Origin of the sequence: Lentibacillus salicampi (assembly GCF_004565465.1) — a bacterium.
Lineage (GTDB): Bacteria > Bacillota > Bacilli > Bacillales > Amphibacillaceae > Lentibacillus > Lentibacillus salicampi.
In genome coordinates this window covers 33,992-59,290 of record NZ_SRHY01000016.1, presented here as the reverse complement: position 1 = coordinate 59,290, position 25,299 = coordinate 33,992, and the positions used below count along the sequence as shown (strand labels likewise).

General features: G+C 43.3%; 21 protein-coding genes, 14 tRNA genes, 2 rRNA genes and 1 pseudogene. 31 read left to right on the top strand and 7 right to left on the bottom strand.

Translation table 11 applies throughout. From position 1 onward, the window contains the following. The 19 genes from E4U82_RS10875 to copZ form a co-directional block, all read left to right on the top strand. Positions 1 to 234: ribosomal RNA gene (locus E4U82_RS10875) — 23S ribosomal RNA — on the top strand; the annotation flags it as partial. A gap of 195 nt (positions 235 to 429) precedes the next feature. Beyond that, positions 430 to 545 (top strand): 5S ribosomal RNA (rrf, locus tag E4U82_RS10870). Between the two features lie 9 nt (positions 546 to 554). Then, positions 555 to 629, top strand: a tRNA-Asn gene (locus E4U82_RS10865). 1 nt (position 630) lies between these two features. After that, positions 631 to 722: transfer RNA gene (locus E4U82_RS10860), tRNA-Ser, on the top strand. Between the two features lie 20 nt (positions 723 to 742). After that, a tRNA-Glu gene (locus E4U82_RS10855) sits at positions 743 to 817 on the top strand. A gap of 36 nt (positions 818 to 853) precedes the next feature. Then, positions 854 to 929: transfer RNA gene (locus E4U82_RS10850), tRNA-Val, on the top strand. A gap of 10 nt (positions 930 to 939) precedes the next feature. Then, positions 940 to 1,016: transfer RNA gene (locus E4U82_RS10845), tRNA-Met, on the top strand. A gap of 101 nt (positions 1,017 to 1,117) precedes the next feature. Beyond that, a tRNA-Asp gene (locus E4U82_RS10840) sits at positions 1,118 to 1,194 on the top strand. Positions 1,195 to 1,218: 24 nt separating this feature from the next. After that, positions 1,219 to 1,294: transfer RNA gene (locus tag E4U82_RS10835), tRNA-Phe, on the top strand. Positions 1,295 to 1,312: 18 nt separating this feature from the next. Beyond that, positions 1,313 to 1,397 (top strand) — tRNA-Tyr (locus E4U82_RS10830). 9 nt (positions 1,398 to 1,406) lie between these two features. Further along, positions 1,407 to 1,480, top strand: a tRNA-Trp gene (locus tag E4U82_RS10825). A gap of 13 nt (positions 1,481 to 1,493) precedes the next feature. Next, positions 1,494 to 1,569: transfer RNA gene (locus E4U82_RS10820), tRNA-His, on the top strand. An 18-nt stretch (positions 1,570 to 1,587) separates the two neighbouring features. Then, a tRNA-Gln gene (locus E4U82_RS10815) sits at positions 1,588 to 1,662 on the top strand. 6 nt (positions 1,663 to 1,668) lie between these two features. Further along, a tRNA-Gly gene (locus E4U82_RS10810) sits at positions 1,669 to 1,740 on the top strand. A 16-nt stretch (positions 1,741 to 1,756) separates the two neighbouring features. Continuing rightward, positions 1,757 to 1,830 (top strand) — tRNA-Cys (locus E4U82_RS10805). Between the two features lie 13 nt (positions 1,831 to 1,843). Beyond that, positions 1,844 to 1,925 (top strand) — tRNA-Leu (locus tag E4U82_RS10800). Positions 1,926 to 2,705: 780 nt separating this feature from the next. Then, on the top strand, positions 2,706 to 3,008 hold the full coding sequence (locus E4U82_RS10795; protein WP_135110209.1) for a metal-sensing transcriptional repressor: 303 nt from the start codon (positions 2,706 to 2,708) through the stop codon (positions 3,006 to 3,008). Positions 3,009 to 3,026: 18 nt separating this feature from the next. After that, a complete protein-coding gene (locus E4U82_RS10790) occupies positions 3,027 to 5,411 on the top strand; it encodes a heavy metal translocating P-type ATPase (RefSeq protein ID WP_135110208.1) in 2,385 nt (794 codons plus the stop codon). A 45-nt stretch (positions 5,412 to 5,456) separates the two neighbouring features. Further along, complete coding sequence (gene copZ, locus E4U82_RS10785; protein ID WP_135110207.1) at positions 5,457 to 5,666, top strand: copper chaperone CopZ; 210 nt, start codon at positions 5,457 to 5,459, stop codon at positions 5,664 to 5,666. A gap of 186 nt (positions 5,667 to 5,852) precedes the next feature. Here copZ and E4U82_RS10780 read toward each other — a convergent pair whose 3' ends face one another. Then, complete coding sequence (locus E4U82_RS10780; protein ID WP_135110206.1) at positions 5,853 to 6,839, bottom strand: diaminopimelate dehydrogenase; 987 nt, start codon at positions 6,837 to 6,839, stop codon at positions 5,853 to 5,855. A 210-nt stretch (positions 6,840 to 7,049) separates the two neighbouring features. On the opposite strand from E4U82_RS10780, the gene fabF reads away from it, so the two are divergent. The 4 genes from fabF to cax all read left to right on the top strand — a co-directional run bounded on the left by fabF (position 7,050) and on the right by cax (position 11,742). After that, the gene (gene fabF, locus E4U82_RS10775; RefSeq protein WP_135110205.1) at positions 7,050 to 8,279 is read left to right on the top strand and encodes a beta-ketoacyl-ACP synthase II; all 1,230 of its coding nucleotides are present in this window, start codon (positions 7,050 to 7,052) and stop codon (positions 8,277 to 8,279) included. 43 nt (positions 8,280 to 8,322) lie between these two features. Next, a complete protein-coding gene (locus E4U82_RS10770; RefSeq protein WP_135110204.1) occupies positions 8,323 to 10,062 on the top strand; it encodes a class I adenylate-forming enzyme family protein in 1,740 nt (579 codons plus the stop codon). Positions 10,063 to 10,084: 22 nt separating this feature from the next. Further along, positions 10,085 to 10,555, top strand: a complete 471-nt coding sequence (locus E4U82_RS10765) for an acyl-CoA thioesterase (RefSeq protein ID WP_135110203.1) — start codon at positions 10,085 to 10,087, stop codon at positions 10,553 to 10,555. Between the two features lie 125 nt (positions 10,556 to 10,680). Next, a complete protein-coding gene (gene cax, locus E4U82_RS10760; RefSeq protein WP_209300560.1) occupies positions 10,681 to 11,742 on the top strand; it encodes a calcium/proton exchanger in 1,062 nt (353 codons plus the stop codon). A gap of 230 nt (positions 11,743 to 11,972) precedes the next feature. Here the strand turns inward: cax and E4U82_RS10755 are convergent. Next, positions 11,973 to 13,194: pseudogene (locus E4U82_RS10755) on the bottom strand (MFS transporter). Positions 13,195 to 13,206: 12 nt separating this feature from the next. Next, a complete protein-coding gene (locus E4U82_RS10750; RefSeq protein ID WP_135110201.1) occupies positions 13,207 to 13,626 on the bottom strand; it encodes a MarR family winged helix-turn-helix transcriptional regulator in 420 nt (139 codons plus the stop codon). Between the two features lie 251 nt (positions 13,627 to 13,877). Between E4U82_RS10750 and E4U82_RS10745 the strand changes: the two genes are divergently transcribed. The 5 genes from E4U82_RS10745 to E4U82_RS10725 all read left to right on the top strand — a co-directional run bounded on the left by E4U82_RS10745 (position 13,878) and on the right by E4U82_RS10725 (position 17,906). Next, on the top strand, positions 13,878 to 14,537 hold the full coding sequence (locus E4U82_RS10745) for a carboxymuconolactone decarboxylase family protein (protein WP_135110200.1): 660 nt from the start codon (positions 13,878 to 13,880) through the stop codon (positions 14,535 to 14,537). A 110-nt stretch (positions 14,538 to 14,647) separates the two neighbouring features. After that, positions 14,648 to 15,298, top strand: a complete 651-nt coding sequence (locus tag E4U82_RS10740) for an SDR family oxidoreductase (protein WP_135110199.1) — start codon at positions 14,648 to 14,650, stop codon at positions 15,296 to 15,298. A gap of 226 nt (positions 15,299 to 15,524) precedes the next feature. Then, positions 15,525 to 16,151, top strand: a complete 627-nt coding sequence (locus E4U82_RS10735) for an ApaLI family restriction endonuclease (protein ID WP_135110198.1) — start codon at positions 15,525 to 15,527, stop codon at positions 16,149 to 16,151. 12 nt (positions 16,152 to 16,163) lie between these two features. Next, on the top strand, positions 16,164 to 17,372 hold the full coding sequence (locus E4U82_RS10730; RefSeq protein WP_135110197.1) for a DNA-methyltransferase: 1,209 nt from the start codon (positions 16,164 to 16,166) through the stop codon (positions 17,370 to 17,372). Between the two features lie 27 nt (positions 17,373 to 17,399). After that, the gene (locus E4U82_RS10725; RefSeq protein WP_135110196.1) at positions 17,400 to 17,906 is read left to right on the top strand and encodes a hypothetical protein; all 507 of its coding nucleotides are present in this window, start codon (positions 17,400 to 17,402) and stop codon (positions 17,904 to 17,906) included. A gap of 422 nt (positions 17,907 to 18,328) precedes the next feature. Here the strand turns inward: E4U82_RS10725 and E4U82_RS20290 are convergent, their stop codons facing one another. The 4 genes from E4U82_RS20290 to E4U82_RS10710 form a co-directional block, all read right to left on the bottom strand. Then, positions 18,329 to 18,424: a putative holin-like toxin gene (locus E4U82_RS20290; protein WP_280688800.1), complete on the bottom strand. Its 96-nt coding sequence runs from the start codon at positions 18,422 to 18,424 to the stop codon at positions 18,329 to 18,331. 205 nt (positions 18,425 to 18,629) lie between these two features. Continuing rightward, complete coding sequence (locus E4U82_RS10720; RefSeq protein WP_135110195.1) at positions 18,630 to 19,472, bottom strand: aldo/keto reductase; 843 nt, start codon at positions 19,470 to 19,472, stop codon at positions 18,630 to 18,632. Between the two features lie 245 nt (positions 19,473 to 19,717). Then, on the bottom strand, positions 19,718 to 20,365 hold the full coding sequence (locus E4U82_RS10715; protein WP_135110194.1) for a DUF6198 family protein: 648 nt from the start codon (positions 20,363 to 20,365) through the stop codon (positions 19,718 to 19,720). Positions 20,366 to 21,217: 852 nt separating this feature from the next. Continuing rightward, positions 21,218 to 21,472 (bottom strand): GlsB/YeaQ/YmgE family stress response membrane protein, encoded by a 255-nt coding sequence (locus E4U82_RS10710; RefSeq protein ID WP_135110193.1) that lies wholly within the window; start codon positions 21,470 to 21,472, stop codon positions 21,218 to 21,220. Positions 21,473 to 21,657: 185 nt separating this feature from the next. Here E4U82_RS10710 and E4U82_RS10705 point away from each other — a divergent pair, with 185 nt between their 5' ends. From E4U82_RS10705 to E4U82_RS10695, 3 genes are all read left to right on the top strand, one after another. Beyond that, entirely contained in the window at positions 21,658 to 22,308 is a 651-nt protein-coding gene (locus E4U82_RS10705) for a YczE/YyaS/YitT family protein (protein ID WP_135110192.1), read from the top strand. Positions 22,309 to 22,383: 75 nt separating this feature from the next. Continuing rightward, positions 22,384 to 23,781 carry a tetratricopeptide repeat protein gene (locus E4U82_RS10700; RefSeq protein ID WP_135110191.1) on the top strand — a complete coding sequence of 466 codons (1,398 nt, stop codon included), beginning with the start codon at positions 22,384 to 22,386 and terminating at the stop codon, positions 23,779 to 23,781. Between the two features lie 181 nt (positions 23,782 to 23,962). Continuing rightward, complete coding sequence (locus tag E4U82_RS10695; protein ID WP_135110190.1) at positions 23,963 to 25,111, top strand: NAD-dependent epimerase/dehydratase family protein; 1,149 nt, start codon at positions 23,963 to 23,965, stop codon at positions 25,109 to 25,111. Positions 25,112 to 25,299: the final 188 nt, after the last annotated feature.

Genomic DNA, 25,299 nt, shown 5'->3' with positions numbered 1-25,299 from the left:
CGGGATGGACACACCGCTGGTGTACCAGTTGTTCCGCCAGGAGCACGGCTGGGTAGCTACGTGTGGTCAGGATAAGTGCTGAAAGCATCTAAGCATGAAGCCCCCCTCAAGATGAAACTTCCCATCACGTAAAGTGAGTAAGATCCCTCAGAGACGATGAGGTGGATAGGTCCGAGGTGGAAGCGTGGTGACACATGAAGCTGACGGATACTAATCGATCGAGGACTTAACTAACTCTTGGCCGTTGAATGGCTCTCTTATTTAGTTTTTAGGGGACAATAATTTTTTTAGTAGTATCCTTGATTTTTTGTAAAAAACAATTATAATATTTGTTGGTATGATAATCATACGATCGCTTGGTGTTATTCAAAATGATTGTTGTATTGTTCACTTCTCGTGACCAGTACACAACATTACCCATTTCACAGGTCTGGCAGTAATAGCGGAGAGGACACACCTGTTCCCATGCCGAACACAGCAGTTAAGCTCTCCAGCGCCGATGGTAGTTGGGGTTTTACCCCTGCAAGAGTAGGACGCCGCCAGGCATTATCCATTCCACAGTAGCTCAGTGGTAGAGCAATCGGCTGTTAACCGATCGGTCGCAGGTTCGAATCCTGCCTGTGGAGCCATGGAGAGCTGTCCGAGTGGTCGAAGGAGCACGATTGGAAATCGTGTAGGCCGCTATCGCGGCCTCGAGGGTTCGAATCCCTCGCTCTCCGCCACTTATGTAATAATAATTATTGGCCCGTTGGTCAAGTGGTTAAGACACCGCCCTTTCACGGCGGTAACACGGGTTCGAATCCCGTACGGGTCACCATATTTATTTTAAGTTTTTTTGCTGGGAACTAGTATTGGAGGATTAGCTCAGCTGGGAGAGCACCTGCCTTACAAGCAGGGGGTCGCAGGTTCGAGCCCTGCATCCTCCACCATATCTTATATCGCGGGGTGGAGCAGTCTGGTAGCTCGTCGGGCTCATAACCCGAAGGTCGCAAGTTCGAATCTTGCCCCCGCAACCAAAATATTTCAACTAGCTGTTTCAAAGATGTTTCTTCGTTAGTTGAATATAAACAGTGCTGTAAAGTACAGTCAAAACATCAAATGTCCTAGTAGATTTATTGGTCCGGTAGTTCAGCTGGTTAGAATGCCTGCCTGTCACGCAGGAGGTCGCGGGTTCGAGTCCCGTCCGGACCGCCATTTAAATTAAATAATACATATATTGGCTCGGTAGCTCAGTCGGTAGAGCAACGGACTGAAAATCCGTGTGTCGGCGGTTCGATTCCGTCCCGAGCCACCATTTTGAATTAACTTTTTCGGAGGGGTAGCGAAGTGGCTAAACGCGGCGGACTGTAAATCCGCTCCCTCAGGGTTCGGGAGTTCGAATCTCTCCCCCTCCACCATTTTTTAATAGGGGTATAGTTTAATGGCAAAACGAAGGTCTCCAAAACCTTTGATGTGGGTTCGATTCCTACTACCCCTGCCATAATTTTATTATGGCGGTCGTGGCGAAGTGGTTAACGCACCGGATTGTGGCTCCGGCATTCGTGGGTTCGATCCCCACCGGTCGCCCCATATCATTATTAATGTTATTGGGCTATAGCCAAGCGGTAAGGCATCGGGTTTTGATCCCGTGATTCGCTGGTTCGAATCCAGCTAGCCCAGCCATTAAACGCGGAAGTAGTTCAGCGGTAGAACACCACCTTGCCAAGGTGGGGGTCGCGGGTTCGAATCCCGTCTTCCGCTCTTTTACTTTCCTTTTGGCGGTATAGCCAAGTGGTAAGGCAGAGGTCTGCAAAACCTTTATCACCGGTTCGAATCCGGTTACCGCCTCCATGTTAACGACCATGCCTGAGTGGTGGAATTGGCAGACACGCAGCACTCAAAATGCTGTGCCTACGGGCGTGTGGGTTCGAGTCCCACCTCAGGTATCTGTATAATACGCAAACACAAAAAGATTTTATGGTCATATGTGAGGCAGGATAATTATAATCCTGTCTTTTTTGTTGTCTAGTAAATTATATTTTCAAAAGTGCTGTGGATAACTGGTAACCTAGTCATTCACGTTCAGTTCCAACGCTAAAGTTGTAGCAGAGATTTTTTGTGGGACGAGCCCTTGGCGCAGTCCCAAACTTCACACTCCTTCACTACGATAAGTCAACAACGCCTCGCCCAGGCTCACCGTGTTTCCTTTATATCATGGCGGCTAGCAGGGAGGGTCGGCCTAAATCGCCGCGACTGCGCGTGGGCGTCGACCCACCTGTGATGCACAGGCGCAGTTTGTACGTCGCTAAACGGGCACCCTGCGCTTTTCTTAAAAGGTAAGAAAGTATATAATTTGAGCCCTACCGCGGTGTCGTTCACTAATCAGTGAAATGAAGACCTGAATAGGATTAAAAACCTGTTTTATTCATGTTTGTACATACGCACTTATTGAAACGCCTGTAATGTACGCAGCCAGTTTTCTTTCATAACTGATGTGGCTTCGTCTTTGTCACATGTTTCATCGTTGTCTAAAAGAACTATAGACTGCTATGAATAACACTGGCATTTTATCCCGCATCAAGGTACCCAGAATGGTCATGTTTTTGTGATATAGAACTGTGTGCCGGTGAACTGAAAGATGCTTCATTATCTAACGTGTGTTTTCATTGACATATATACAATAGGGGGGTATAGTATAATTAGAAGTAGAAAAGGAAGTGACAAACATGGGAGAATTTCTTCATGATCATCCGATAACCCCTCGAACAGAGGATGAGAAGCAGGCGGTTACCAACCGTCTGAAACGTATAGAGGGACAAGTACGCGGCATTCAAAAGATGGTGGAAGAGGACCGGTATTGTCCGGATATTTTGGCCCAAATCAGTGCGATTAACGCTGCACTGAAAAAAGTAGGGTTCACGGTTGCAGAACGACATGCCAAACATTGTGTCAGTCATGCCGTCAAATCTGGTGAAGGGGAACCTGCCATTGATGAATTACTGGAGATTATGAAACAGTTTTCCAAATAGGGAGGAGGAGTATGTATCATGAGTGAACAGAAACATGTTACGGTCGGTGTAACCGGAATGACATGTGCCGCCTGCTCCAATCGGATTGAAAAGGTATTAAATAAAATGGATGGTGTGGATGCGCAGGTCAATTTAACGACCGAGAAAGCGAATGTGGATTACAATCCGGATGCCAGTTCCGTACAGGATATTTCGTCCAAAATCGAAAAATTGGGCTATGGAGTGGAAACCGAGAAAGCGGAGTTTGATGTAACTGGAATGACATGTGCTGCTTGTTCATCCCGTATCGAAAAAGTACTGAATAAACAAGAAGGTGTCAAACAGGCGACGGTGAATCTGACCACGGAGAATGCAACAGTTGAATATAATCCTGGTTTGATGAATGTGGAAGATATCATCGGCCGCATTCAAAAAACAGGTTACGATGCGAAGATAAAAGCGGATAAGCAGGAAAAGCAAACACGGAAGGAAAAACAGATCAAACGGATGAAATGGAAGTTAATCATTTCTACTGTATTGGCGGCACCATTATTGTTAACGATGCTTGTTCATTTGTTTGGTGTGCAAATACCGGCCATTTTTATGAATCCATGGTTCCAGTTTGCGCTGGCAACACCGGTGCAATTCATTATTGGCTGGCAGTTTTATGATGGTGCTTATAAAAATTTACGCAGCGGTGGCGCCAACATGGATGTCCTAGTAGCGCTCGGTACAAGTGCTGCGTATTTCTACAGTTTATATGAAGCAATCAAAACAATTGGGAATCCTGTTTACGTGCCACATCTTTATTTTGAAACGAGTGCGATTTTAATTACATTAATTTTGTTCGGTAAATACCTGGAGGCAAACGCCAAGGGTAAAACGACCATGGCGATTTCCAAATTGTTGAATCTGCAAGCCAAACAGGCACGTGTCTTTCGTAATGGCGAAGAGACAATGATCCCAATGGAAGATGTAATGGTCGGCGATCGTTTAGTTGTAAAACCAGGTGAAAAAATACCGGTAGATGGTATCGTTATCAAGGGTAGAACGGCGGTTGATGAATCGATGCTGACCGGTGAATCGATTCCGATCGAAAAAGATGAGAAAGCACGGGTCATCGGTTCAACGATGAATAAAAACGGAACCATCGAAATGGAAGCAACTAAAGTGGGGAAGGACACTGCACTTGCATCGATCGTGCAGGCAGTGGAAGATGCCCAAGGCTCCAAAGCGCCGATCCAGCGGCTGGCAGATGTGATTTCCGGATATTTTGTCCCGATTGTAGTCGGAATTGCCGTGCTCACATTTATCATCTGGATCACCCTTGTGCAACCAGGCAGCTTTGAACCATCTCTTGTTGCCGCGATTGCGGTCCTTGTAATCGCATGTCCGTGTGCCCTAGGTTTGGCAACCCCGACGTCGATTATGGTTGGAACGGGAAAAGCTGCCGAAAGTGGTATTTTATTTAAAGGTGGCGAACACTTAGAGCGTACCCACCAATTAAACGCCATCATTCTCGATAAAACGGGAACCATCACCAAAGGAAAGCCGGAAGTAACCAATTTTACCGGTGACAATGAAACACTACAACTACTGGCAAGTGCGGAAAAAGGGTCTGAACATCCATTGGCTGAAGCAATTGTAGGTTATGCAACTGAGCAGGATGTCGAACTCGTGGGCGTGGATGATTTCAAAGCGGTACCCGGCCACGGTATACGGGCGATCATTTCCGATGAAGAAGTGCTTGTTGGTACCAGAAAATTAATGGCTGAAAACAATATTGACGTTACCCATGCCGAACAGAAATTAATGGGTTATGAAACCGATGGAAAGACAGCGATGATAATCGCGGTCAATCGCGAGTACCGTGGCGTCGTTGCTGTTGCAGATACGGTGAAGGAAACAGCCGCTCAGGCAATTGGTGAATTGAAAGACCAGGGATTAGAGGTCATTATGCTAACCGGTGATAACGAACGGACCGCACAGGCGATTGCCAAACAGGTTGGCATTGATCATGTGATTGCCCAAGTTCTGCCAGAGGAAAAAGCGAGCAAGGTACACGAAGTACAAAACCAAGGTAAAAAAGTTGCTATGGTTGGGGATGGCGTCAATGATGCACCTGCACTTGCAACAGCGGATATCGGGATCGCTATTGGTACCGGCACAGAAGTTGCCATTGAGGCAGCCGATGTCACGATTCTCGGCGGGGAATTATTGCTTATACCAAAAGCAATTAAACTAAGCCATGTCACGATCAAAAATATCCGGCAAAACCTATTCTGGGCCTTTGCCTACAATAGTGCCGGGATTCCGGTTGCGGCAATTGGACTATTGGCACCTTGGATTGCCGGTGGAGCAATGGCATTAAGTTCGGTAAGTGTCGTGTCCAATTCCCTTCGCTTGAAGAGGGTAAAGGTATAACGAAGAGAAAACGTTAAACATCTTTCTGAAAGGGGGTGAAATGGAATGACAAACATAACGCTGGATGTAAAAGGTATGACATGCGGTCATTGTCAATCATCTGTTGAAGGTGTCTTGAAAGGTCTTGAAGGCGTGACGGACGCGGAAGTCGATTTAAGCAGTGGAAAAGTTGATGTGACATATAATGATGCACAGGTGACAGTTGCTGCCATGCGTGAAGCTGTGGAAGATCAAGGCTACGATGTTGTGGCATAAATAAATAAAGCTGATCCTTTTGTTTTGAGGATCAGCTCCAGTTATTTTAAACCATTTAAACATGTTACTTTCAGGCTTCTTCATCAATCTATTGGATAAACATCCATTTTGATCAGACTTTATTTCAAAGCTACAGTCGAACACAAATAAAAGAAATAAAGTAAGGGAGCTCTGTTCAACCGTGTCTTATAAATAATGCTTTCTTAATTCCTCTGCTGATCGTGGTGAAATATAACCTGGCGCGACATCATAAACCGTTTTGGCACCATACTGTTTTTCTTGACTTAATCTGTATGCTGCTCTCGCATATGCGACTAATACACTTGACGTAAACTCAGGATTACTGTCTAATGTAAGCGAGAACTCGTAAATTTGTTTGTTGCCTTCACCTGTGTTCCCACTTTGTATAACAAATCCACCATGAGGTGCTTTTGAATGGTCGCGATTCAACTCTTCCTCTGAAATAAAATTGACTTCTGTATCATAGTCAGCGAAATAGTTCGGCATCGTTTTGATTTCATGTTCGATGGCTGCTTTATCCGCTCCTTCTTCAGGAACAATATAGCAAACACGGCGATGTTTTTCCGCGGTTGTCAGGTCTGGGTTTTCTCCGTTGCGTACTTTTTCAATGGCTCCCTCAGAGGGAATTGTGTATTGTACACCACTTTTCACACCGTTGACTCTTCTGACGGCATCAGAATGTCCCTGGCTGAGTCCTTTCCCCCAGAATGAGTAGTTTCCGCCATTAGGCAAAATGGCTTCACCCATAACACGATTGATCGAGAATAAGCCCGGGTCCCAGCCTACTGAGATAATGGCGGTTGTATGGTGTTTGGTTGCTGATTCGTTAACCGATTGATAAAACTCAGGAATTTTTGCGTGCGTATCGTAGCTGTCCACCGTATTGAACATGCTTGCAAAGTGCGGGGTTTGTTCAGGTAAGTCTGTTGCAGACCCGCCACAAAGCAGCATAACATCAATATCATTTTGGTAATTACTGGCATGATCAATATGTACAGCTTTTACATCAGGATCATCAAGTTCCAGTGTTTCCGGATCTCTTCTGGTGAAAACGGCAACTAATTCCAGGTCATCAGTTGCTTTAATGGCTTTGACGGTACCTTTTCCAAGATTACCGTAGCCGACGATTCCCAATTTAATTTTATTGTTCATATGTATCTCTCCTTTTTAAAGTGACTGTCTAAGAAACAATGGTTCAAGGTGTCTTTTATTATAAATGAATGCGACGGCTATTGAAAATATTTTATATGACCTTTCGTTTGTGACATATGAAACATAATTTTCTTCATTATGTTAAAATACAGGATATGTAAAGCGTCACTGTACATAGAAAATGGATACCTTTTGAAAGGGAGAATTAGTGTGAAACGCAGAGTTGTTGTAACAGGACAGGGTGTTGTATCACCACTGGGAAACGATGTGACTACCTTCTGGGATAACATCCAAAAGGGCGCATCCGGGATTAGGCGGCTGGAATCAGAAGCGTATGCGGATATCAACACAAAAATCGCCGGCTATATTGACGATTTCCCGGTTGAAAAGTATCTCGAAGCAAAGGAAATAAAACGGTATGATTTGTTTACACAGTATGGTTTTGCTGCAGCGGTTCAGGCGCTGGAACAGTCAAAAGTAAATCTGAAAGCACTCGATAAGGATCGTGCCGGTGTATATATCGGGTCAGGAACCGGGGGTTTGCAGACGCTGCTGAAAAATCATGAAACGATGCTCGAAAAAGGTACGAGACGGGTGTCACCGTTTCTAATTCCGACGATGATCAATAATATGGCTGCTGGTTTAACAGCAATCAAGACTGGCTTTCGCGGGCCAAGTTTCGCTGCTGTTTCTGCATGTGCAACAAGTAATCACGCGATTGGAGAGGCTTATTTAAATATTGCGCATGGCTATTCAGATGTGATTTTAGCCGGCGGGGCAGAGGCGACGATTACGCCACTTTATTTTGCGGGTTTTTCAAAAATGCGCGCCATGTCAACCAAAAATGACACACCTGAAGCAGCATCGCGGCCATTCGATCAAGACCGGGACGGGTTTGTTATGTCAGAGGGTGCCGGTGTGCTATTTCTTGAAGAATATGAACATGCGAAAGAACGTGGTGCCCCAATGCTTGGCGAAATTGTTGGCTATGGCAGCACAACAGATGCCTATCATATAACGGAGCCGGATTATCAGGGTGCGGCCAAAGCAATGGAATTGGCGATAGAACGGGCCGAGGCTAAGCCGGAAGACGTGGATTACATTAATGCTCATGGGACGAGTACACCATCAGGTGATATTTCCGAAACAAAAGCGATTAAAGACGTATTCGGTGATCAGGCCCACCGTCTCAAGGTCAGTTCGACCAAATCCATGACGGGTCATATGTTTGGGGCAGCAGGCGGTGCCGAAGCAATTGTTACATTAAATAGTGTGAGAGAAAATACTTTCCCGCCGACAATCAATCTGGAAAATCCGGATCCGGAATGTGATTTGGATTATGTGGCCAATAAAGCAAAAGAAGGCAACATTAACATCGCTTTATCCAACGGCTTTGGATTCGGCGGGCATAATGCTGTCCTTGCCTTTAAAAAAGTATGATTATTTGTGACAAGTTATTATTTATAGATGAGGAGGAGAAACCATGTCAGCAAATCAAACGACACTAAAACAAAGTGTGTCGGCAAGACGTAAAGCATTGGAAGCCCGTTTTCCAGTGTGGCCGCGTGATACGGTTGCCGGTCACTTTTCAAAAGCATGTCATCACTATCAAGACAGACCATATATGTATATCAATTACGAAGAACTTACATACGGCGAAGTCTGGGATCGAGCGGTTCAATACGCCAAAGCGTTCATAAAACTTGGGGTGAAGCGAAGAGATCATATTGCTGTTCTAATGGATAATGATGCCACTTATCCATCATTAATGATCGCTTCCTCCATCGTTGGCGCCGTTTTTATCCCGATCAATGCAATGCTTGCTAAAGATGAGCTCGACTATATCATATCCCAATCGGATTCAAAGTATCTGATGTTACATCAAACGGTAAAAGACAAGCAACATGGACAAGCAGTCGCTGAATTACTGGATGATGACAGTTTTCAGACACACAGCCAATTAAAGAAAGTTATCTGCCTTCCAAATGGGGATGAAGAACCGGTTGATGACCGCTTTCTGACATGGGATACATTTCTGGAAGGGGCAGATAATGTTTCCGGGGAAGAAATGGATGAAAGATGGCGTGAATCACGTTATTCGGATGAAGTGGCCATTATTATGTACACTTCTGGTTCAACAGGGAGTCCAAAAGGTGTGATGCTTACCGATGATATGCTCCTCCGCTGCGGCTATGGCACTTGTATGAGCAGGGCGATTGGGGATGGCCGCGTGACGTTTGCGCCACTTCCATTCTATCACTGCTTTGCGATTATTGAAGCGATTTTTGCCATGTCCTTTGTCGGCGGTTCCTTCATATCAGCACTTGGGGCATCGCCGCTTCTGTCATTGCAATTAATGGAGAAGTATAAAGCAAACGATTATCTTTGTGTCCCGTCTACCCTGGTTTCATTAGTGAATCACCCGCGTGTCTCTGAATTTGATTTATCCAATCTTTTTGCGATGTGGTGCGGTGCGGCGCCAGCTCCAATTCCTGTATGGGAAAAAGCGATTGATGTGCTGGGTCTGACCGAGACGATTACCGGCTACGGACAGACAGAGGTAGCGTCATCAGGCGTGACGACGGAAATCGGTGATGCGTTGGAGTGTATTTCTTCCAGGGTTGGCCGTCCTAAAATTGGCGGTGTCAGCGGCCTTCCGGAATTTGATGGCAGTGCTGTTGAGTATAAGACGATTGACGTGGATACAGGTGAAACGATGCCGGACGGTTCCGTGGGTGAATTGGCCGTAAGGGGCGTTACGGTTTCCCATGGCTATTACAATAAACCGGAAGAAACAGCGGAAGTTATTGATAAAGACGGCTGGCTGCGGACAGGGGATGTTGGAAAGGTTGATGAGAATGGTTATATTCAGCTCCTCGGCAGAAGTAAGGAAATGTATAAAGTTTCCGGTGAATTGGTTTCACCGCGCGAGGTGGAAGTAGTTATCTCCCAGCACCCGGCAGTCAATCAAGTGAATATCGTCGGCGTACCGGATAAGTTAACGACTGAAACAGGTGCTGCCTTTATTGAGCTGAAACAGGGTGAAACGTGTACACGACGAGATATTATTGACTGGTGTTCGTCACAGCTTGCACGTTTTAAAAACCCTCGTCACGTTTGGTTTGTCGAAGCTTCCGATTGGCCGATGACGAGTACCGGTAAAGTGCAGAAATTCCGTCTGCAGGAACAAGCAGAAGAAAAGCTCTTCGGAAAAAATAATTAAACTTAAGATAGGGGGGACTAACATGACACATATGTGGCATCAGACAAATTTTCGTGTGCCATATAAGGATACAGACCGAATGGGGGTCGTGCATCATGGTAATTATATAACATGGTTTGAAAATGCCCGCACGGAATGTATGCGCCATTATGGTTTGACATACAGCAAAATGGAACGTTTGGGATTTCTTCTACCGGTACTGGATGTCAATGTTACCTATAAAAAATCAGCTTGGTATGATGACTGCGTTGCTGTGTTTACAAGAGTAGCCAGCTATTCGCCGGTAAGGCTCGAGTTTACATATGAAGCGCGAAAAGTGACTGAGGAAGAATTCATGCAAAACGACGAAGCACAAACAGCTGAACCTTTTGGCGAACTGCTCGCAAAAGGAACCACCATGCATATGTGGGTGAATCAGGAATGGAAACCGGTTCGAATGGATAAAGCCGCTCCCGACGTCTATGGTATTCTTCAAAATATAGAAGAACGGTAAATTTGAAACCTGCTGCATCTGACCAGCGTGCAGTACTTATGGAAATAATCGATCCTTGCTTCATAATATCATCCTTACATGGTTATTCTATTTTTAACCGGGTAAGGAAGGCAGGAATTCGATTGATGAATAAGTTATTTACGGCTTTGGGGATCGTTGGCGTACCAATCTCAGTCATCGGATCCATCTTGCAATGGTCGGCTGTGATTATGTTTATTGTATACTGTGTAACCATTGTTGCTTTAGCCAGTATTATCGGAAGGGCGACTGAAAGCCTGGCGATTGTCATGGGGCCCCGGATTGGTGGTTTGCTTAATGCCACATTCGGTAATGCTGTGGAACTGATTATTTCTATTTTTGCACTTAAAGCTGGGCTTATCAGCATTGTTCTAGCTTCATTAACGGGATCAGTATTGGGCAATTTACTGCTAGTTGCTGGACTTTCTTTTTTTGTCGGTGGTTTGAAATATAAACGCCAATCTTTTGATGTACATGAGGCACGCCATAACGCAGGGCTGCTTATCTTTGCTGTCATTGTTGCATTTGTTATCCCGGAAGTGTTCACGCACACGATGAATGACCGGGATACGATGACCATTAGTATCGGTATTTCGATTATTTTAATCCTTTTATATTTAGCCGCGCTGCTGTTTAAATTTGTAACACACCGTGGCATTTATCAGGACCAGGATAAACCGAACGAGAAGAAGAAGAAAGAAGAGAAGCCTGAATGGGGAAAAATAAAAGCCATCGTGGTATTGTTCATAGCAACAATAGCTGTTGCCTATGTCTCAGAACATCTTGTCGGCACATTCGAAGTGGTCGGAGAGACGTTTGGCTGGTCAGAGCTATTTATTGGCGTCATTATTGTTGCAATCGTTGGCAATGCTGCAGAACATGCATCAGCAGTCATAATGGCTTATAAAAATAAAATGGATGTAGCCGTGGAGATTGCTGTCGGTTCAACCCTTCAAGTAGCCATGTTTGTTTTGCCGATCCTTGTTTTGCTGTCACTTATTTTTCCAACATCGATGCCACTTGTCTTCACGTGGCCTGAACTCATTAGTATGGTGACTGGTGTACTGCTCATGATCATGCTTTCCAATGACGGCGATTCAAATTGGTTTGACGGTGCAGTATTATTAGCCGCTTATGTAATCATGGGAATTGGCTTTTATTTTATTTGAGATTTTACACTATCATCTCACTAAAAAATCAGGGAAACCCAGCGGTGGATTCCCTGATTTTCAAAATAACATTTAAGACCGATTTCGGCGATGTCTCTCTTTACCGCCTTTCATGGCGTTTAATTCTTCTTTACTCTTTTTCTTTTTACCTTGATCAGTACTCATGGAACTCCTCCTTTTCTGTTAGTTTGAGCAAAGTTTCACAAATAATGTGAGATCCCCAGCTTTTCTTAATTCGCTTCTGTATTTCCCGTTTCAATCGAATGGATAGTTGATCGGGTTAAGCTTCCCTTTTTACCATGAAGGAAGTAATAGAGGACAGTTGTTGCCAGGATCATCACCCCGATTATAATGTACAAATTCTGATACCCCGTGAATGGGATGACGAATCCCAGTACATATGGTCCAAAGCCCAGACAGCATCAAGCGCGATATAGTATGTTGAAGTGGCCAGCCCCACCCGATACGGCGGCGTCACTTTCACCGCGATCGCCTGGGTTGTTGATTGCATATTTCCAAAACCGAGTCCAATCAGAACTCCAGCCAATAATAATGACAGGCCGGTTTCAGCTGTACTTAACAGGAATAACCCTGCAGCGAATAAGATAAATGCTGGGTACATTACCGAATTGGCACCTTTTATATCCATTAGCCGCCCTGTGAATGGGCGTGACACCAGGATTGCCACGGCATAGATAACAAAAAACAGGCTTGCCATTTCGACTAGGTCAATTTCAATCGCATAAAAATTAATAAATGAAAGGACACTGGAATAACCAAGGGATACGATAAGAATGATGAGGGCAATCGGCAATGCGTTTGGCTCAACAAAGTCTGATAGCTTAAATTTAGCATTCTTAGCATCTTTCGGTGGTTTTTCCACGACTGGTACGTTTAAAAACAGTGCAATGATGAAACTAATGATCCCCAGGGCAAGACAAAAGCTGAAAATCACTGTAAAGCTGGTGTGCTGACTCATGAATAGTCCGATGAAAGGGCCAATTGCTGTAGCCAATGTAATGCTCATGCTGTAATAGCTTATTCCCTCTCCTCTGCGTACTTGTGGGATAACCTCAGCTACAATCGTTCCTGTGGCCGTACTCGCCATCCCTAATGCAATGCCATGCAACAGGCGCGTTATAAGCAGAAAAGTGATGCCGACCTTTATAAAATAAAGAAACGATATCAGAATAAAAAAGATTAGACCGGCGTGCAGCATCGCTTATAACCGATTGTGGTAATCATACGCCCAATAAACAGCCGTCCGATTAATGTTCCGACAATAAAAATACCAGTTACAAGGCCACCTTGACTCTCGGGAACATTAAATTGCTCGACTGCATAGACAGCCATGGTGACCAATAATAAATAAAAAACTAAGTATAAGAAAAAATTCGCCGACGATACGATGATAAAATCTTTTGTCCATAGTTTAGCTCTTGTTTGATTCACGAATCTGTCTCCTTACTTCATTAAATTGTTCCTGATTTTTTCCATAATGCGAATCGTGTTCAATTGTTCCTCTTCTGATATACCATCTAAAATTTCCTGTTCAAATTGATCAATGGTGACACGGACATTCTCATAAACGGTTATACCGAGATCCGTAAGTTGTATGCGCTTTTCGCGCTTGTCTTTCCCTTTGGTCTGCTCAACATAACCTAACTGCTCCAGGCGACTAATGGTTCTGGTGATGGTTGGTTTTTCCACAGCCTGATAATGAGAGATGTCCACATTTGTTGATGGGCCGTAATGGTATAAGTAGTACAAAATCGTCCATTGTGCCCGGTGCAGGTTATGTTTGTTCAACTGTTCATTCAAGTGATTTTCAAATGGCCGGTATAACAGAATAAGCTGGTGGAAAAACGTTTGCGTAGACTGCATAGGGAACACCTCCTTCAATAGTTAGCTTAGGTAATGATTAACGAGAGTAACTGTATAAGTATATCAGTAGTTATAGGAGGTGTCCAGTAGCTTATAATGTTTATGAACGCTGTGTTAGGGAACATTATTTGAAATAAGGACACAAAAGGGCGATAAGGGTAGGACAGGATTTTCGTCTAGTTATTTAATAAAGGAACGCGTAAAATGAAGACAATAGGTAAATAAATTTATTTTTTTAAGGAGGAAATCATATGGCTGATAATTTCTACGAGAAGAGTCATGCGCAGCATTTAAATCAATTGAAAGAGCTTGCGCCGGAGCAGATCAAGGCTTTCGGAGCGTTTAATGATGGTGTTTTCAAAGATAGTACCTTAACCAGAAGGGACAAGGAAATGATTGCCGTAACGGTAGCTCATGTTACGCAATGTCCTTATTGCATTGATACGCATACCAAAAATGCGAAGAAAGCAGGAGTCTCCCTCAATGAACTGGTGGAAGCTGTGATGGTCACATCCGCAGTGGAAGCAGGCGGGGCCGTCACACATAGTACAAATATGCATAATGCGCTTGCGGACGGTGCAGCTGATACGTTGTACGAGCGTTCGAATCTGAAGAATCTTAATCAGCTGGGAAAAAATGCCAAATATGGATTTCAAGGTTATTCAGAGTTCAATCATGCGGCGATGAATGAAGGGGAATTGAGCAAAAAATTCAAGGAAATCATAGCGGTTGCTGTCGCCCATGCCACGCTTTGCCCATACTGCATTGACGTCCATACGAAAAATGCCGATAAGGAAGGTGCTACAAAAGAGGAACTGAGTGAAGCGGTATTGGTCGCTTCTGCTTTGCTTGCCGGCGGCTCATATGCCCATATGGCAAATATGATTGAAAGTTATGGAGAGCAAGGGTAAGTTATAAAAATTCAATGGCTGTATAACGCCGTCAGATATTTCCGGATGGAAACCGGATGAAGTTATTTTACACATTTATGATAAGCAATTACCTGGAAAGGATGGGTTTCATGAAAGTTCTTGTTGTCGGTGCTAACGGTCAAATTGGGAAACATCTCGTGTCGTTTATTCAAAAGGGCAATAACTTGGAAGCGAAGGCAATGATTCGCAATGCTGATCAAGCGAGCTTTTTTGAAGATCTCGGCGCGGAAACAGCTGTCGTGGATCTGGAGCAGGACACCGACGCGATTGCAAAAGCTACTGAAGACGTTGATGCGGTTGTATTTACTGCAGGTTCCGGTGGAAGTACGGGAAAAGACAAAACCATTATGGTGGATTTGGACGGCGCGGTGAAAGCAATTGAAGCGGCAAAAACTGCGGGTGTGAAGCGGTTTATCATGATTAGTTCGTTTGATACGTCACGTGAAGCGATTCAGGAAGCTGCTTCATCGTTTGCACCATATGTTGCCGCTAAACATTACGCGGATGAATGGTTGCGCGGGAGCGGTTTGGATTATACGATTATCCATCCCGGTTTGTTAACGAATGACAAAGGAACCGGACAAGTGAATGCAGGAGTTAAAGTTGAAAGAGATGAGGTTCCACGCGAGGACATCGCTAACGTCATCCTGGCCAGCCTTGAAAATGATACGACGATTGGAAAAGAATTTCAGGTCGTGGGTGGAACGAGGGCTGTTAAGGAAGCAATAAATTCAATTTAAGTGAAAAGAATAGATTTTGCCGTTTGACTTAGTAGACACTTTACCAGTGAGGTGAAGTGTCCTTTTTGTGTCAATATGTGTGCAAGAAAAAATAAATTCCAATTACCAGGCGACAGGTACATTTATTTCATTGACTATATTGACTATGAAGGATTGACGTCCTCATAGTTTAATATGTGGTATAATGAAAGACAGGATTTTGTTTATACATAAGGATTGATATAAAATGGAAATTGAACAGAAAATAATAGATTTGGCAAATAGCTACTCAGCTAAACTGGATCAACAGGTCCTCAAAAGAATAAAAGAAATGAAAAATGATAACAAAAGCCATTATTTAATCTATCGGGCTTTAAGGATTACGATGGAAGAAGGAGAAGCTATCGATATATATCAAAACAAAGGGCGATTTCTATATAAATATGCCGGATCTTTTCTTGAAGAGGCAACAATGCTTTGTTTTGAACATAAATACGGCGAACGTGCTGAGAAAAATGTTAGGATTCCTAATACAATAGGAGAACGCCCTAAAACATTTGAGATAGACTGTCTGGTCGGACAAGATGCTTATGAAATTAAATGGCGCGATGCTACAACAGACGGTGACCATATAATGAAAGAACATACAAGAATGCAGGCCATCAAAGATAAAGGATATACACCACATAGGCTAATGTTTTACTATCCAAATCGCAGACAAGCCATTAGAATACAACAGACATTAAAAACCCTTTATAACGGTGTGGATGGTCAGTATTTCCATGGTGATGCAGCGTGGGATTTTGTTTATAAAGAAACCGGTGTAGATTTAAAAGGTATCATCTCAAAAATAGCTGAAGAAAATTCGCGATAAGGGGGGTTCAAAATGTCAATATTACTGGGGGATTGTAAAGAACAACTGAAAAATATCGAGGCTGGCAGTGTTGACCTCATTTATCTGGACCCGCCGTTTTTCACTCAAAAAACGCAAAAATTGAAAACCAGAGATAATACAAAAGCTTATTCGTTTAACGATAGCTGGACGTCAATAGATGATTATTATACATTTATCAGAGATAGACTAATTGAATGCCATAGGGTCTTAAAAAGTACCGGGAGTATCTTTTTGCATTGCGATAAATATGCCTCCCATTATTTAAGGATGGCGCTTGATGAAGTATTTGGGATGGAAAATTTTCAAAGTGAAATCGTATGGTCTTATAAAAGATGGTCCAATTCAAAATCCGGTCTATTGAACAATCACCAGACCATCTATTTTTATAGCAAAACAAAAGATTTTAAGTTTAATCGAATCTATACGGACTATTCGGAAACAACAAACGTTGATCAAATTTTGCAGGAGCGCATCCGGGATGAACACAACCGCTCCAAATACAAGTTTGATGAAAATGGAAATGCTGTTACCGGTAAGGCTAAAAAAGGCGTCCCCTTATCGGATGTATGGGAGATACCATTTTTGAATCCAAAGGCTAAGGAACGGACAGGTTATCCGACGCAAAAGCCAATCCTATTGCTGGAACAAATCATTAGAATAGCAAGTGACGAAGGTGATATAGTGTTGGACCCTTTCTGCGGTAGCGGAACGACTGTCGTAGCGGCTGAATTAATGAATAGATGGTCTATCGGCATTGACGCTTCACAGGATGCTGTTGAATTAACAAAACAACGTCTTGAAAATCCGGTTAGAACGTCTTCGCATTTGCTGGAAAAAGGTAAGGAAAAGTATATCAATAAGACGGCTGAAGAATTAGCATTTCTTAGGTTAATGGATGCTGTCCCTGTCCAAAGAAATAGCGGGATCGATGGTTTTTTAAAAGAATATTATGTGGATAAACCCGTACCTGTCAAAATACAGTCCGCCAATGAAAATTTGGACGGGGCGATGGAAAAATTACGGCATGCAAGCAAAAAACGTGGTTGTCTGTTAAGTATCCTGATCCGCACGAAACATGACCACAGCCTTTTCATGGATGATATAAAGCAAAACAATTATGATAATATCTTAGTCATCGATAGTTATGATCTGCAGATAAATGATTGGATAACGGAAAACAGAAATACAAGGACTTATTGAAATTCCGCCTTAAAAGGAGTTTTATGGATGGGGAAAAAGAAAAAACGAGGCCATTACTGCATAGCATGTGGGAGGAGTCGGCCTAATGAAAAGTTTGGTGGAAAAGGCCATCGCCAACACCTGTGTAAGGATTGTAAAAGTAAAGGCAAAAAAGCATACAACCCGTCAACTCCTGAGTATGATCGAGAGTGTAGTCGCCTCTCCAAAGCGATTAAAAATTGTGTGATATTGTACACAGAGGAATTAGACTTTTTCTTATTTCAATATCAAAATGAACGGTATATAACAACAGGTGACTTCTGGTCCGAAGTTTTTGTTTACCACCCAAATGAGATTCAAAAATTCGCGTCTGCAGAATTTTTACAAGTGAACGATGCGCTTCAAGAAGTTTTATTTAAAAAGTATGATGAAACCATGGAAAACGGGCTCATACTTGATTACGATGATGTAATGGAAAACGAGGAGCATTTGGACATATCCAAAAAACGCCGGCAATATCTTGAAGTGATTGTATCATTGAAAACTTTAGTGTGATTTAAAACGAAGAGGCTGGTCAGAAGTGTGGGGAAGGGAGTCAGACGGTAAATTGCTAAGGTCAAGCAATGCTAAGGTTTGACTTCAAAAAAATGGTGTATGGCTAATGGACATAATGTGTGACCACTGTTCCGGAGACACACAGGAACGGTATGAGCCATCTGTTTACGCGGGCCCCCCGGATGTATATTTTTCTTCTTCTGTGTTTAGATTTTTGGAATTTGTGGAATCCTAATACAAGCGATTTAAGTTTATGATGACTTGCAATACAATCATTCTTGGCATATAATGAAAGTAGAAAGCATAATACTAAAAAAGAACCCCCGACAGTAGGATGTCGGAGTTCTTCCGAGCTACGCCGCAGGAAGTGCGGTGGAGTGGTTAGAGTAATCCCCAACCGTTCCGTTTATTGCAGGTGGGGATTACTTTCTTATTATCAAAACAATTAATGTCATGACAGCGATGAGTAAGGACCCAAAGCTGAACATGAGCATGATGCTTTGATACAAAGTAACCATTTACGGCATCCCCTACCTCCTCGTTGTGACATGACCGTGTCTACCAACGAGCAGCAAAGTTCCACCGCCCCATCCTGCTTATGTAGCTGGATAATTGTATAACAGAATTTTTGATTTTTCTGTAGTTTAAAATAAAACGATACCTTAAGCCAGTAAAAGGCTGCCCATACCAATAAAATGGTACCGGGCAGCCTTTAAAATTGGATCAAAACTCTTCATAAACAGCCGGATCCTGATCCTTCATACGGCCATCCGGACGTGTCAGCTTGTTCAATGTTGTCATGTCGTCGTTATCCAGCTTAAAATCAAATATTGACAGATTTTCCAGCTGCCGCTTCGGTGATGCAGACTTGGGAATGGCCACACTGCCGAGCTGATAATGCCAGCGCAGGATAACCTGTGAAGCAGTTTTGCCGTGTTTGTCCGCAACGCGCTTGATCGTTTCATTTGTCAGTATGTCGTTGGTTCGGGCAAGGGGGCTCCATGATTCAGTGGCTACCCCGTGTTCATCATGCCATTCGCGCTGTTCCTTCTGATTAAAGAAGGGATGCAACTCGACCTGGTTAATACTTGGCAGCACTCCAGTTTCTTTTTCCAGCCGTTCCATATGTTCCGGCAAGAAGTTCGAAACACCGATAGAGCGAATCAGTCCCCATTTCTTTGCGTCAATCAGAGCTTGCCATGCCTCAACATAGTGATCCTGTATGGGGTTGGGCCAATGGATCAAATACAGATCATAATAATCCAGGTTTGCACGATAGAGTGATTCCTGAATCGCCTTAACAGCTTTATCGTAGGTGTGGTAGCGTCCCGGGAGTTTCGATGCAATGCGCAACTCAGTTCGTGGTACAGATGTGCGCTGAAGTGCCGTCCCGACTGTTCCCTCGTTTTCATAGTTGTAGGCGGTGTCAATCAACCGGTAGCCGTTATCAATGGCAGTTGCAACAGCAGATGCTCCGTCAGTTCCCCACAATTTGTATGTCCCAAAACCGACAGCCGGTATGTGCATGCCGTCGTTCAGCGTGATTTCAGGTATTTGGTTTGTCATTGTGTCACTCCTTTTTGATTGTTTGCGTGCTTTCACTATGAAAACTTAAAACTTAACATGATTAAGAATATTTTACCATAATCTATGCTCATCATGTAATAGCGTTTTACCCGGTCTCGTAAATGATAATCATATTATTCGATCAATTCTTAACGACCGATGGCACAGCTGGCCACCATAAAAGCAAATCACAGTTTAGCTGATTTAAAAATAGCCGCGGAATACCCCGGCTATTTTTGACCTAGTTAACCCGTTTGCTTCACCTTATCCGGCGCTTTATGAATCACAATCCAGCGATTATATAAATCGATTAGAAAACCCATTCCAAACATAAACAGTAGTGTTCCTGGACCAACACCGACTATACTCTGCCGATAGATAATAATACCAATACCAATCGACAGCGGGATTGCCGTACATAACATGGTTCCTATTGTATAATTGTTCATCAGTTTACCAAATGCCTTCAATAAATAGTCACTTGGCAAGTACACTGAACTTGCTTGAAAATAAATGCATATAGCGATTGCAATCAAATTGAGTCCGATAAATAAGTATAAATAACGAACACCTATATCATTTGGTACATACACCATTTGATGCAGGTATAAGAACAAATCAATGAAACCCCCGAATATAACAGAAAGCACAATGATTTTGACAATCATTCCCATGGTGAATTTCATCTTCATAAAATAGCTAAGGAGAACCGCAAAGAAATACAAAATAATAAGGCAGACACCAATGCTAAAGGGTAATAGATAGTCAAGATTTTCCGCGGCAGATGTCCAAGGTGCACTTCCTAAGTTACTTATAACCATAAAACTATTGCCTAATGCATTTAATGTAATAGCTGTTACAAACCATAATGAATTTAAAGATCGTACGCTCATTCGGACCTTCAACCACTCCCATTCACTCTAAAATTGACTGTCACATCAGACGGAACAAGCAGATAGCTAATAACTATCCTGCGATTCGGTTGACCATTTCTACTTAAATGTTAATACCTGGATTTGAATAAATCAATCGTATAAACTTGTTTTCATGTAGATCGTACAGGCTGTGTCGGTATTGTAAAACCGTATGATCCTTGATACGGATTAATATGAACTTGTACGAGGAAAGCGTCAACTCGTGCGGGAGGAGCATCAACTTGTGCGATAATACCATAGTAATGAATTCTAACTTCTATAATACGGGTAACTTAAAATGTGATATGATTCCTGAGCGGCCAAAACAAGCTACCGTGATAGAATATGTTCCGGAATCACAAACAATCTCATTGCCGTATTAAAGGGCCCTGATAATCGGGTCACTTGATCCGGACAACAAAGACAGCCTATCGACCCCATGGTCTCTTTTTTCGATGCAGGTCTTGACATAACCCCACCTTCTCACCCCTATAATCGATAGAAATCCGGAAAAGGGGCATCATTCAACCGGAAGTTTTTTATTCCTGATGCCCCCAAATGCTGAATTGTTTCGATTATAAGGGTGAGGGAGGACAAGGCTCGTGAGAAGAAGAAGGATTATGACACTTGAGGGAGCGGCTTCTGGCATTAAATTACAGCCTCGAACTGACTATACCGTGAACGAACACCATTACGCTACGGGAATAAAATACAGTTACTGTTGCTGCACCAAAAATAATAAACAAACGCAACCCTATCGTCACTTTCCATTAATTGACAACAGGGTTGCGCAAGTATCAGTCTCGTGCTGTTACAGCCACCTGCGAGGAATTAACCTGCTTTCCGTGATCCCTTCATAATCAGGCTGATAATGAATATCAAAATAATCGCGCCGATCAGTGCAGGGATAATAGCAAAGCCGCCGATGACCGGCCCCCAGCTTCCGAGCAGGCTCGAACCAATCCAAGCCCCGACGATACCAGCCACGATATTACCGATAACGCCGCCTGGTACATCTTTTCCGACAATTAAGCTGGCGATCCAGCCTAAAATACCGCCAACAATTAAACTCCAAATAAAGCTCATGTTAATGCCCTCCATTTTTAATTTCATCATTTCAGTATTCATATTTCCACAGATGCTCCATTTTAAACAAAAACATGTAGCAGGCTCGTAACCTGACATCTTCTCAAGCCGAAACATGGGACTCACCTGACGTATATGATATAATGAATTTTCCGTAAATGAACACAGAAAGTAGGCAGGATGCAATGATTCACGTATTTCGTTGGTCGATTTACTTTATTGGGATCATGATTTTCAGTTTGGGTATTACCATCACGGTTAACGTGCAGCATTTGGGGATTCACCCGTGGGATGTCTTGAATGTGGCGTTGTTTGACCTGGTTGGGTTGTCCATCGGTTCGTGGGCGATTATTATTTCCTTTGTGCTGATCGTTATTTCGTGGATTCTTGATAAATCCTATATCAAAATCGGGACATTTTTGAATGCGGTGTTGGTCGGTGCTTTTGTTGATTTGTATATGTGGCTTGATTTCCTGCCGAAAGCGACCGATACTTGGGTGGATATTGCCATCATTATTGCTGGTATCATTGTCATGGGACTTGGCGGCGGCTTTTATAATTCGGCTGGTGTTGGCTCTGGCCCTCGGGACGGGTTCATGCTGTCGATCTCCGATAAAACGGGTACATCAATCGGGAAGGTGCGAATCATCACAGAAAGCGGTGTACTGGTGCTGGGGTTGATATTGGGCGGCCCTGTGTTTATCTTTACATTTATTTTCACATTTATTCAGAGTCCGATTTTCGAACAGACTTATCTGCAGATGGGCCGTGTTGTGGAACGGGTGTCTTTAGCGCATTCAAGAAAGCATGCAGCCGATACACGGAACTATGGATGAAGAACGGATTAATTGAATCAGTCTCAATGTAAGGTTGTATATGTTATAATGGGGAAAAGTCAGGAGGGGTTGCACTTGAGTTCGGATCCGTTTTACATTTATGGAAACAGTCAGAAACCAATCCAGGTGCGGGCAGAGAGAATCGCACTATATCTTGGAGCGGGGATTATAGAAGCCTGGAATAAAAAACATGAAGTCTATTATGTATTTTTTTACAAACATGACTTCCTCACCGCAGCTAAAGCAAAAAAGCTGCGACGTCATTCGTTTATCGAATCCGCCTTTAAACAGGGGATGGTATTCGACGCTCCCCACCCGTTTATAAATGTACTACTTTCCACGAACCACCCGTGCCGCATAACCCGCCTCGATCCATTGCTGAAAAAGCTTGACAAACGTTACACACCCCAAGAGAAAGCTTTTATCCTGACATTCTTTGAATCATTCATTTCCAAGAAACGGTTATTTCATGAAATTAAATCCATCTTTTATGTTTACCGCCGGAATGGCCAAAATTTGATGGCATATCAGATTGTCCAGATTTTAATGGATTTCGCACCCAACCATGACCTGGTCAGACAGCTTAGATCTGATTTGAATTTTAAAGCGTATGCTGATATGTATCAGAGTCAATCCGATCAGATACTGGCTAAAGATTTGATTTTTGCTGAGAAACGATTCTATTCCAAAAAGGAAAATGACCATTTTTTTCAGCAGCTGATGACTCTTCTGAATGAACAATCAAGATGGATCGATATGATTGGATTGTATGTCGGTAAATTAATTAAAACCCCATCAGAGAAATATTATGACCCGCTCATCAAACTTCTGGACAAACATTTGAATGAACAGCAAACCATGCAAATATTGGAAAACTTGTGCCGCCAATCACCTCATTACATTCCGTTGAAACAGGATTTATTAAAAAAATATATTAAATTGAATAAGCTAGAAAACGTACTAAACATGGTTGATCCTTCCGATTTTAACCTTGACGCTTCACAAACAGAACCAATTAGAGAAATGCTTGAACAACTGGATCTGGAAACCCGCACACTTACGTCGGAACAGCTGCAATCGTTATTTAAAATAGTCATCGATTTTCACCCGAAAAAGGCGGCGGATTTGATTCATAGTTATATTTCTACGCTGCTGAAAACGAACGATCCGGTCTTTGTCAGAGAGCTGCTGAAGCCGTTTATTGAACACCGGGCAGTGCGTCCGGTCTATTCGAAAGTAGACAGACTGATCACATTCAGTGATGATCTGGATCAGATGCAGGTACTTGGCGAGCTGTATTATGAATTCAGCCAGCCGGAACAGGCGATTGAGTGCTTCAGCTGGGAGATGGAACTGAAGCCTGACGATCCGACACCGCTCAAATGGCTGTCGAAAGTTTATCACGAGATGGGGATGAAGCAGGAATCAAAAGCGTACAAGCAATTGCTGACAAACCTGCAGAAACGGGCTTAGCCGTTAAGCCAAATTGGAGTGGAAATTAATGATATGACCACATCATTTGTAAAATTGTTTGGAACGTGATAATTTTTTATGAGAAGATGTGTGTGAAAACATGCGGCTGTTTTATATGGTCTGCTTTAAATGAGAGGTTAGGCGGTATATGAAACAGCCCCGAAAATTGGAGGTAAATGACGTGAAAATTATAGTTGGTGGGGGAGATGGCTTCTGCGGATGGCCGACTGCTCTTTATTTATCAAAACAAGGACATGATGTATCGATTATCGACAGTATGGTGAGAAGAGATATAGACAATGAATTGCACTCAAACTCTATTACACCGATTGCATCACTTGATGAGCGTGTGGCCAAATGGAAAGAGCTGACCGGGAAAGACATTGGGATATATGAAGGCGATTTGACCCACTATGATTTCCTGCGTGAAGTTTTGAAACAGGAAATGCCTGATGCGTTTGTGCATTTTGCTGAACAGCGCTCGGCACCGTATTCGATGATTGACCGTGAACATGCGGTATATACACAGACGAATAATGTTGAAGGCACGTTAAATGTTCTTTATGGGATCAAAGAATTTGTGCCTGATTGCCATTTGATTAAACTGGGTACAATGGGTGAATACGGGACGCCGAATATTCCGATTGAAGAAGGGTATATTGACATTGAACATAAAGGACGAAAAGATACCCTTCCATTCCCAAAACAGCCAGGTTCGTTTTATCACCTTTCCAAAGTACATGACAGCCATAATATCACGTTTGCCTGCAAAATCTGGGGTATTCGGGCAACAGACTTAAATCAGGGCGTTGTTTATGGTCTGGATACGGACGAAACGAAACTGGATCCTGTGCTTACGAATCGTCTGGACTATGATGACGTGTTTGGCACAGCACTGAATCGGTTCATTATTCAGTCTGCGATCGGCCATGATCTGACAGTATACGGAAAAGGCGGCCAGACACGTGGCTTCCTGAACATTGAGGATACGGTCCGCTGCATCGAGATTGCAGCTGAAAATCCGGCTGACAGAGGCGAATTCCGGGTATTCAACCAATTTACTGAGCAATTCTCTGTTGGGGAGCTGGCTGAAAAAGTGAAAAAGGTTGCACAGGAAGAAGGCTACGAAACAACGATTGCTAACCTCGACAACCCAAGGGTTGAGCAGGAGGAACACTTTTTCCATGCAGAAAATACCAAGCTGCGGGACCTTGGGCTTGAACCGCACTTGCTTGATGACGACGTGATTCGCGAAATTTTTAATACCGTTGTCAATCATAAGGACCGGGTTATCAAGAAAAACGTGCTGCCGCAAGTATCGTGGAAGTAATGTGCGTCGTTTTCATATGTGATTTTTATCCCGCCTTCACGGGCAGTAACCCGTCAAAGAACGCCGGGCAACTGCCCATAAAGGTCCGATTCTGATTGGGCTTGCACGATGCAGGTCACAAAGGCGTTGCCACAGGATGTGGTGGTTTTAGCCTTTGTTCCCTCATTCAGCGTGGAAAACCGCCCGAT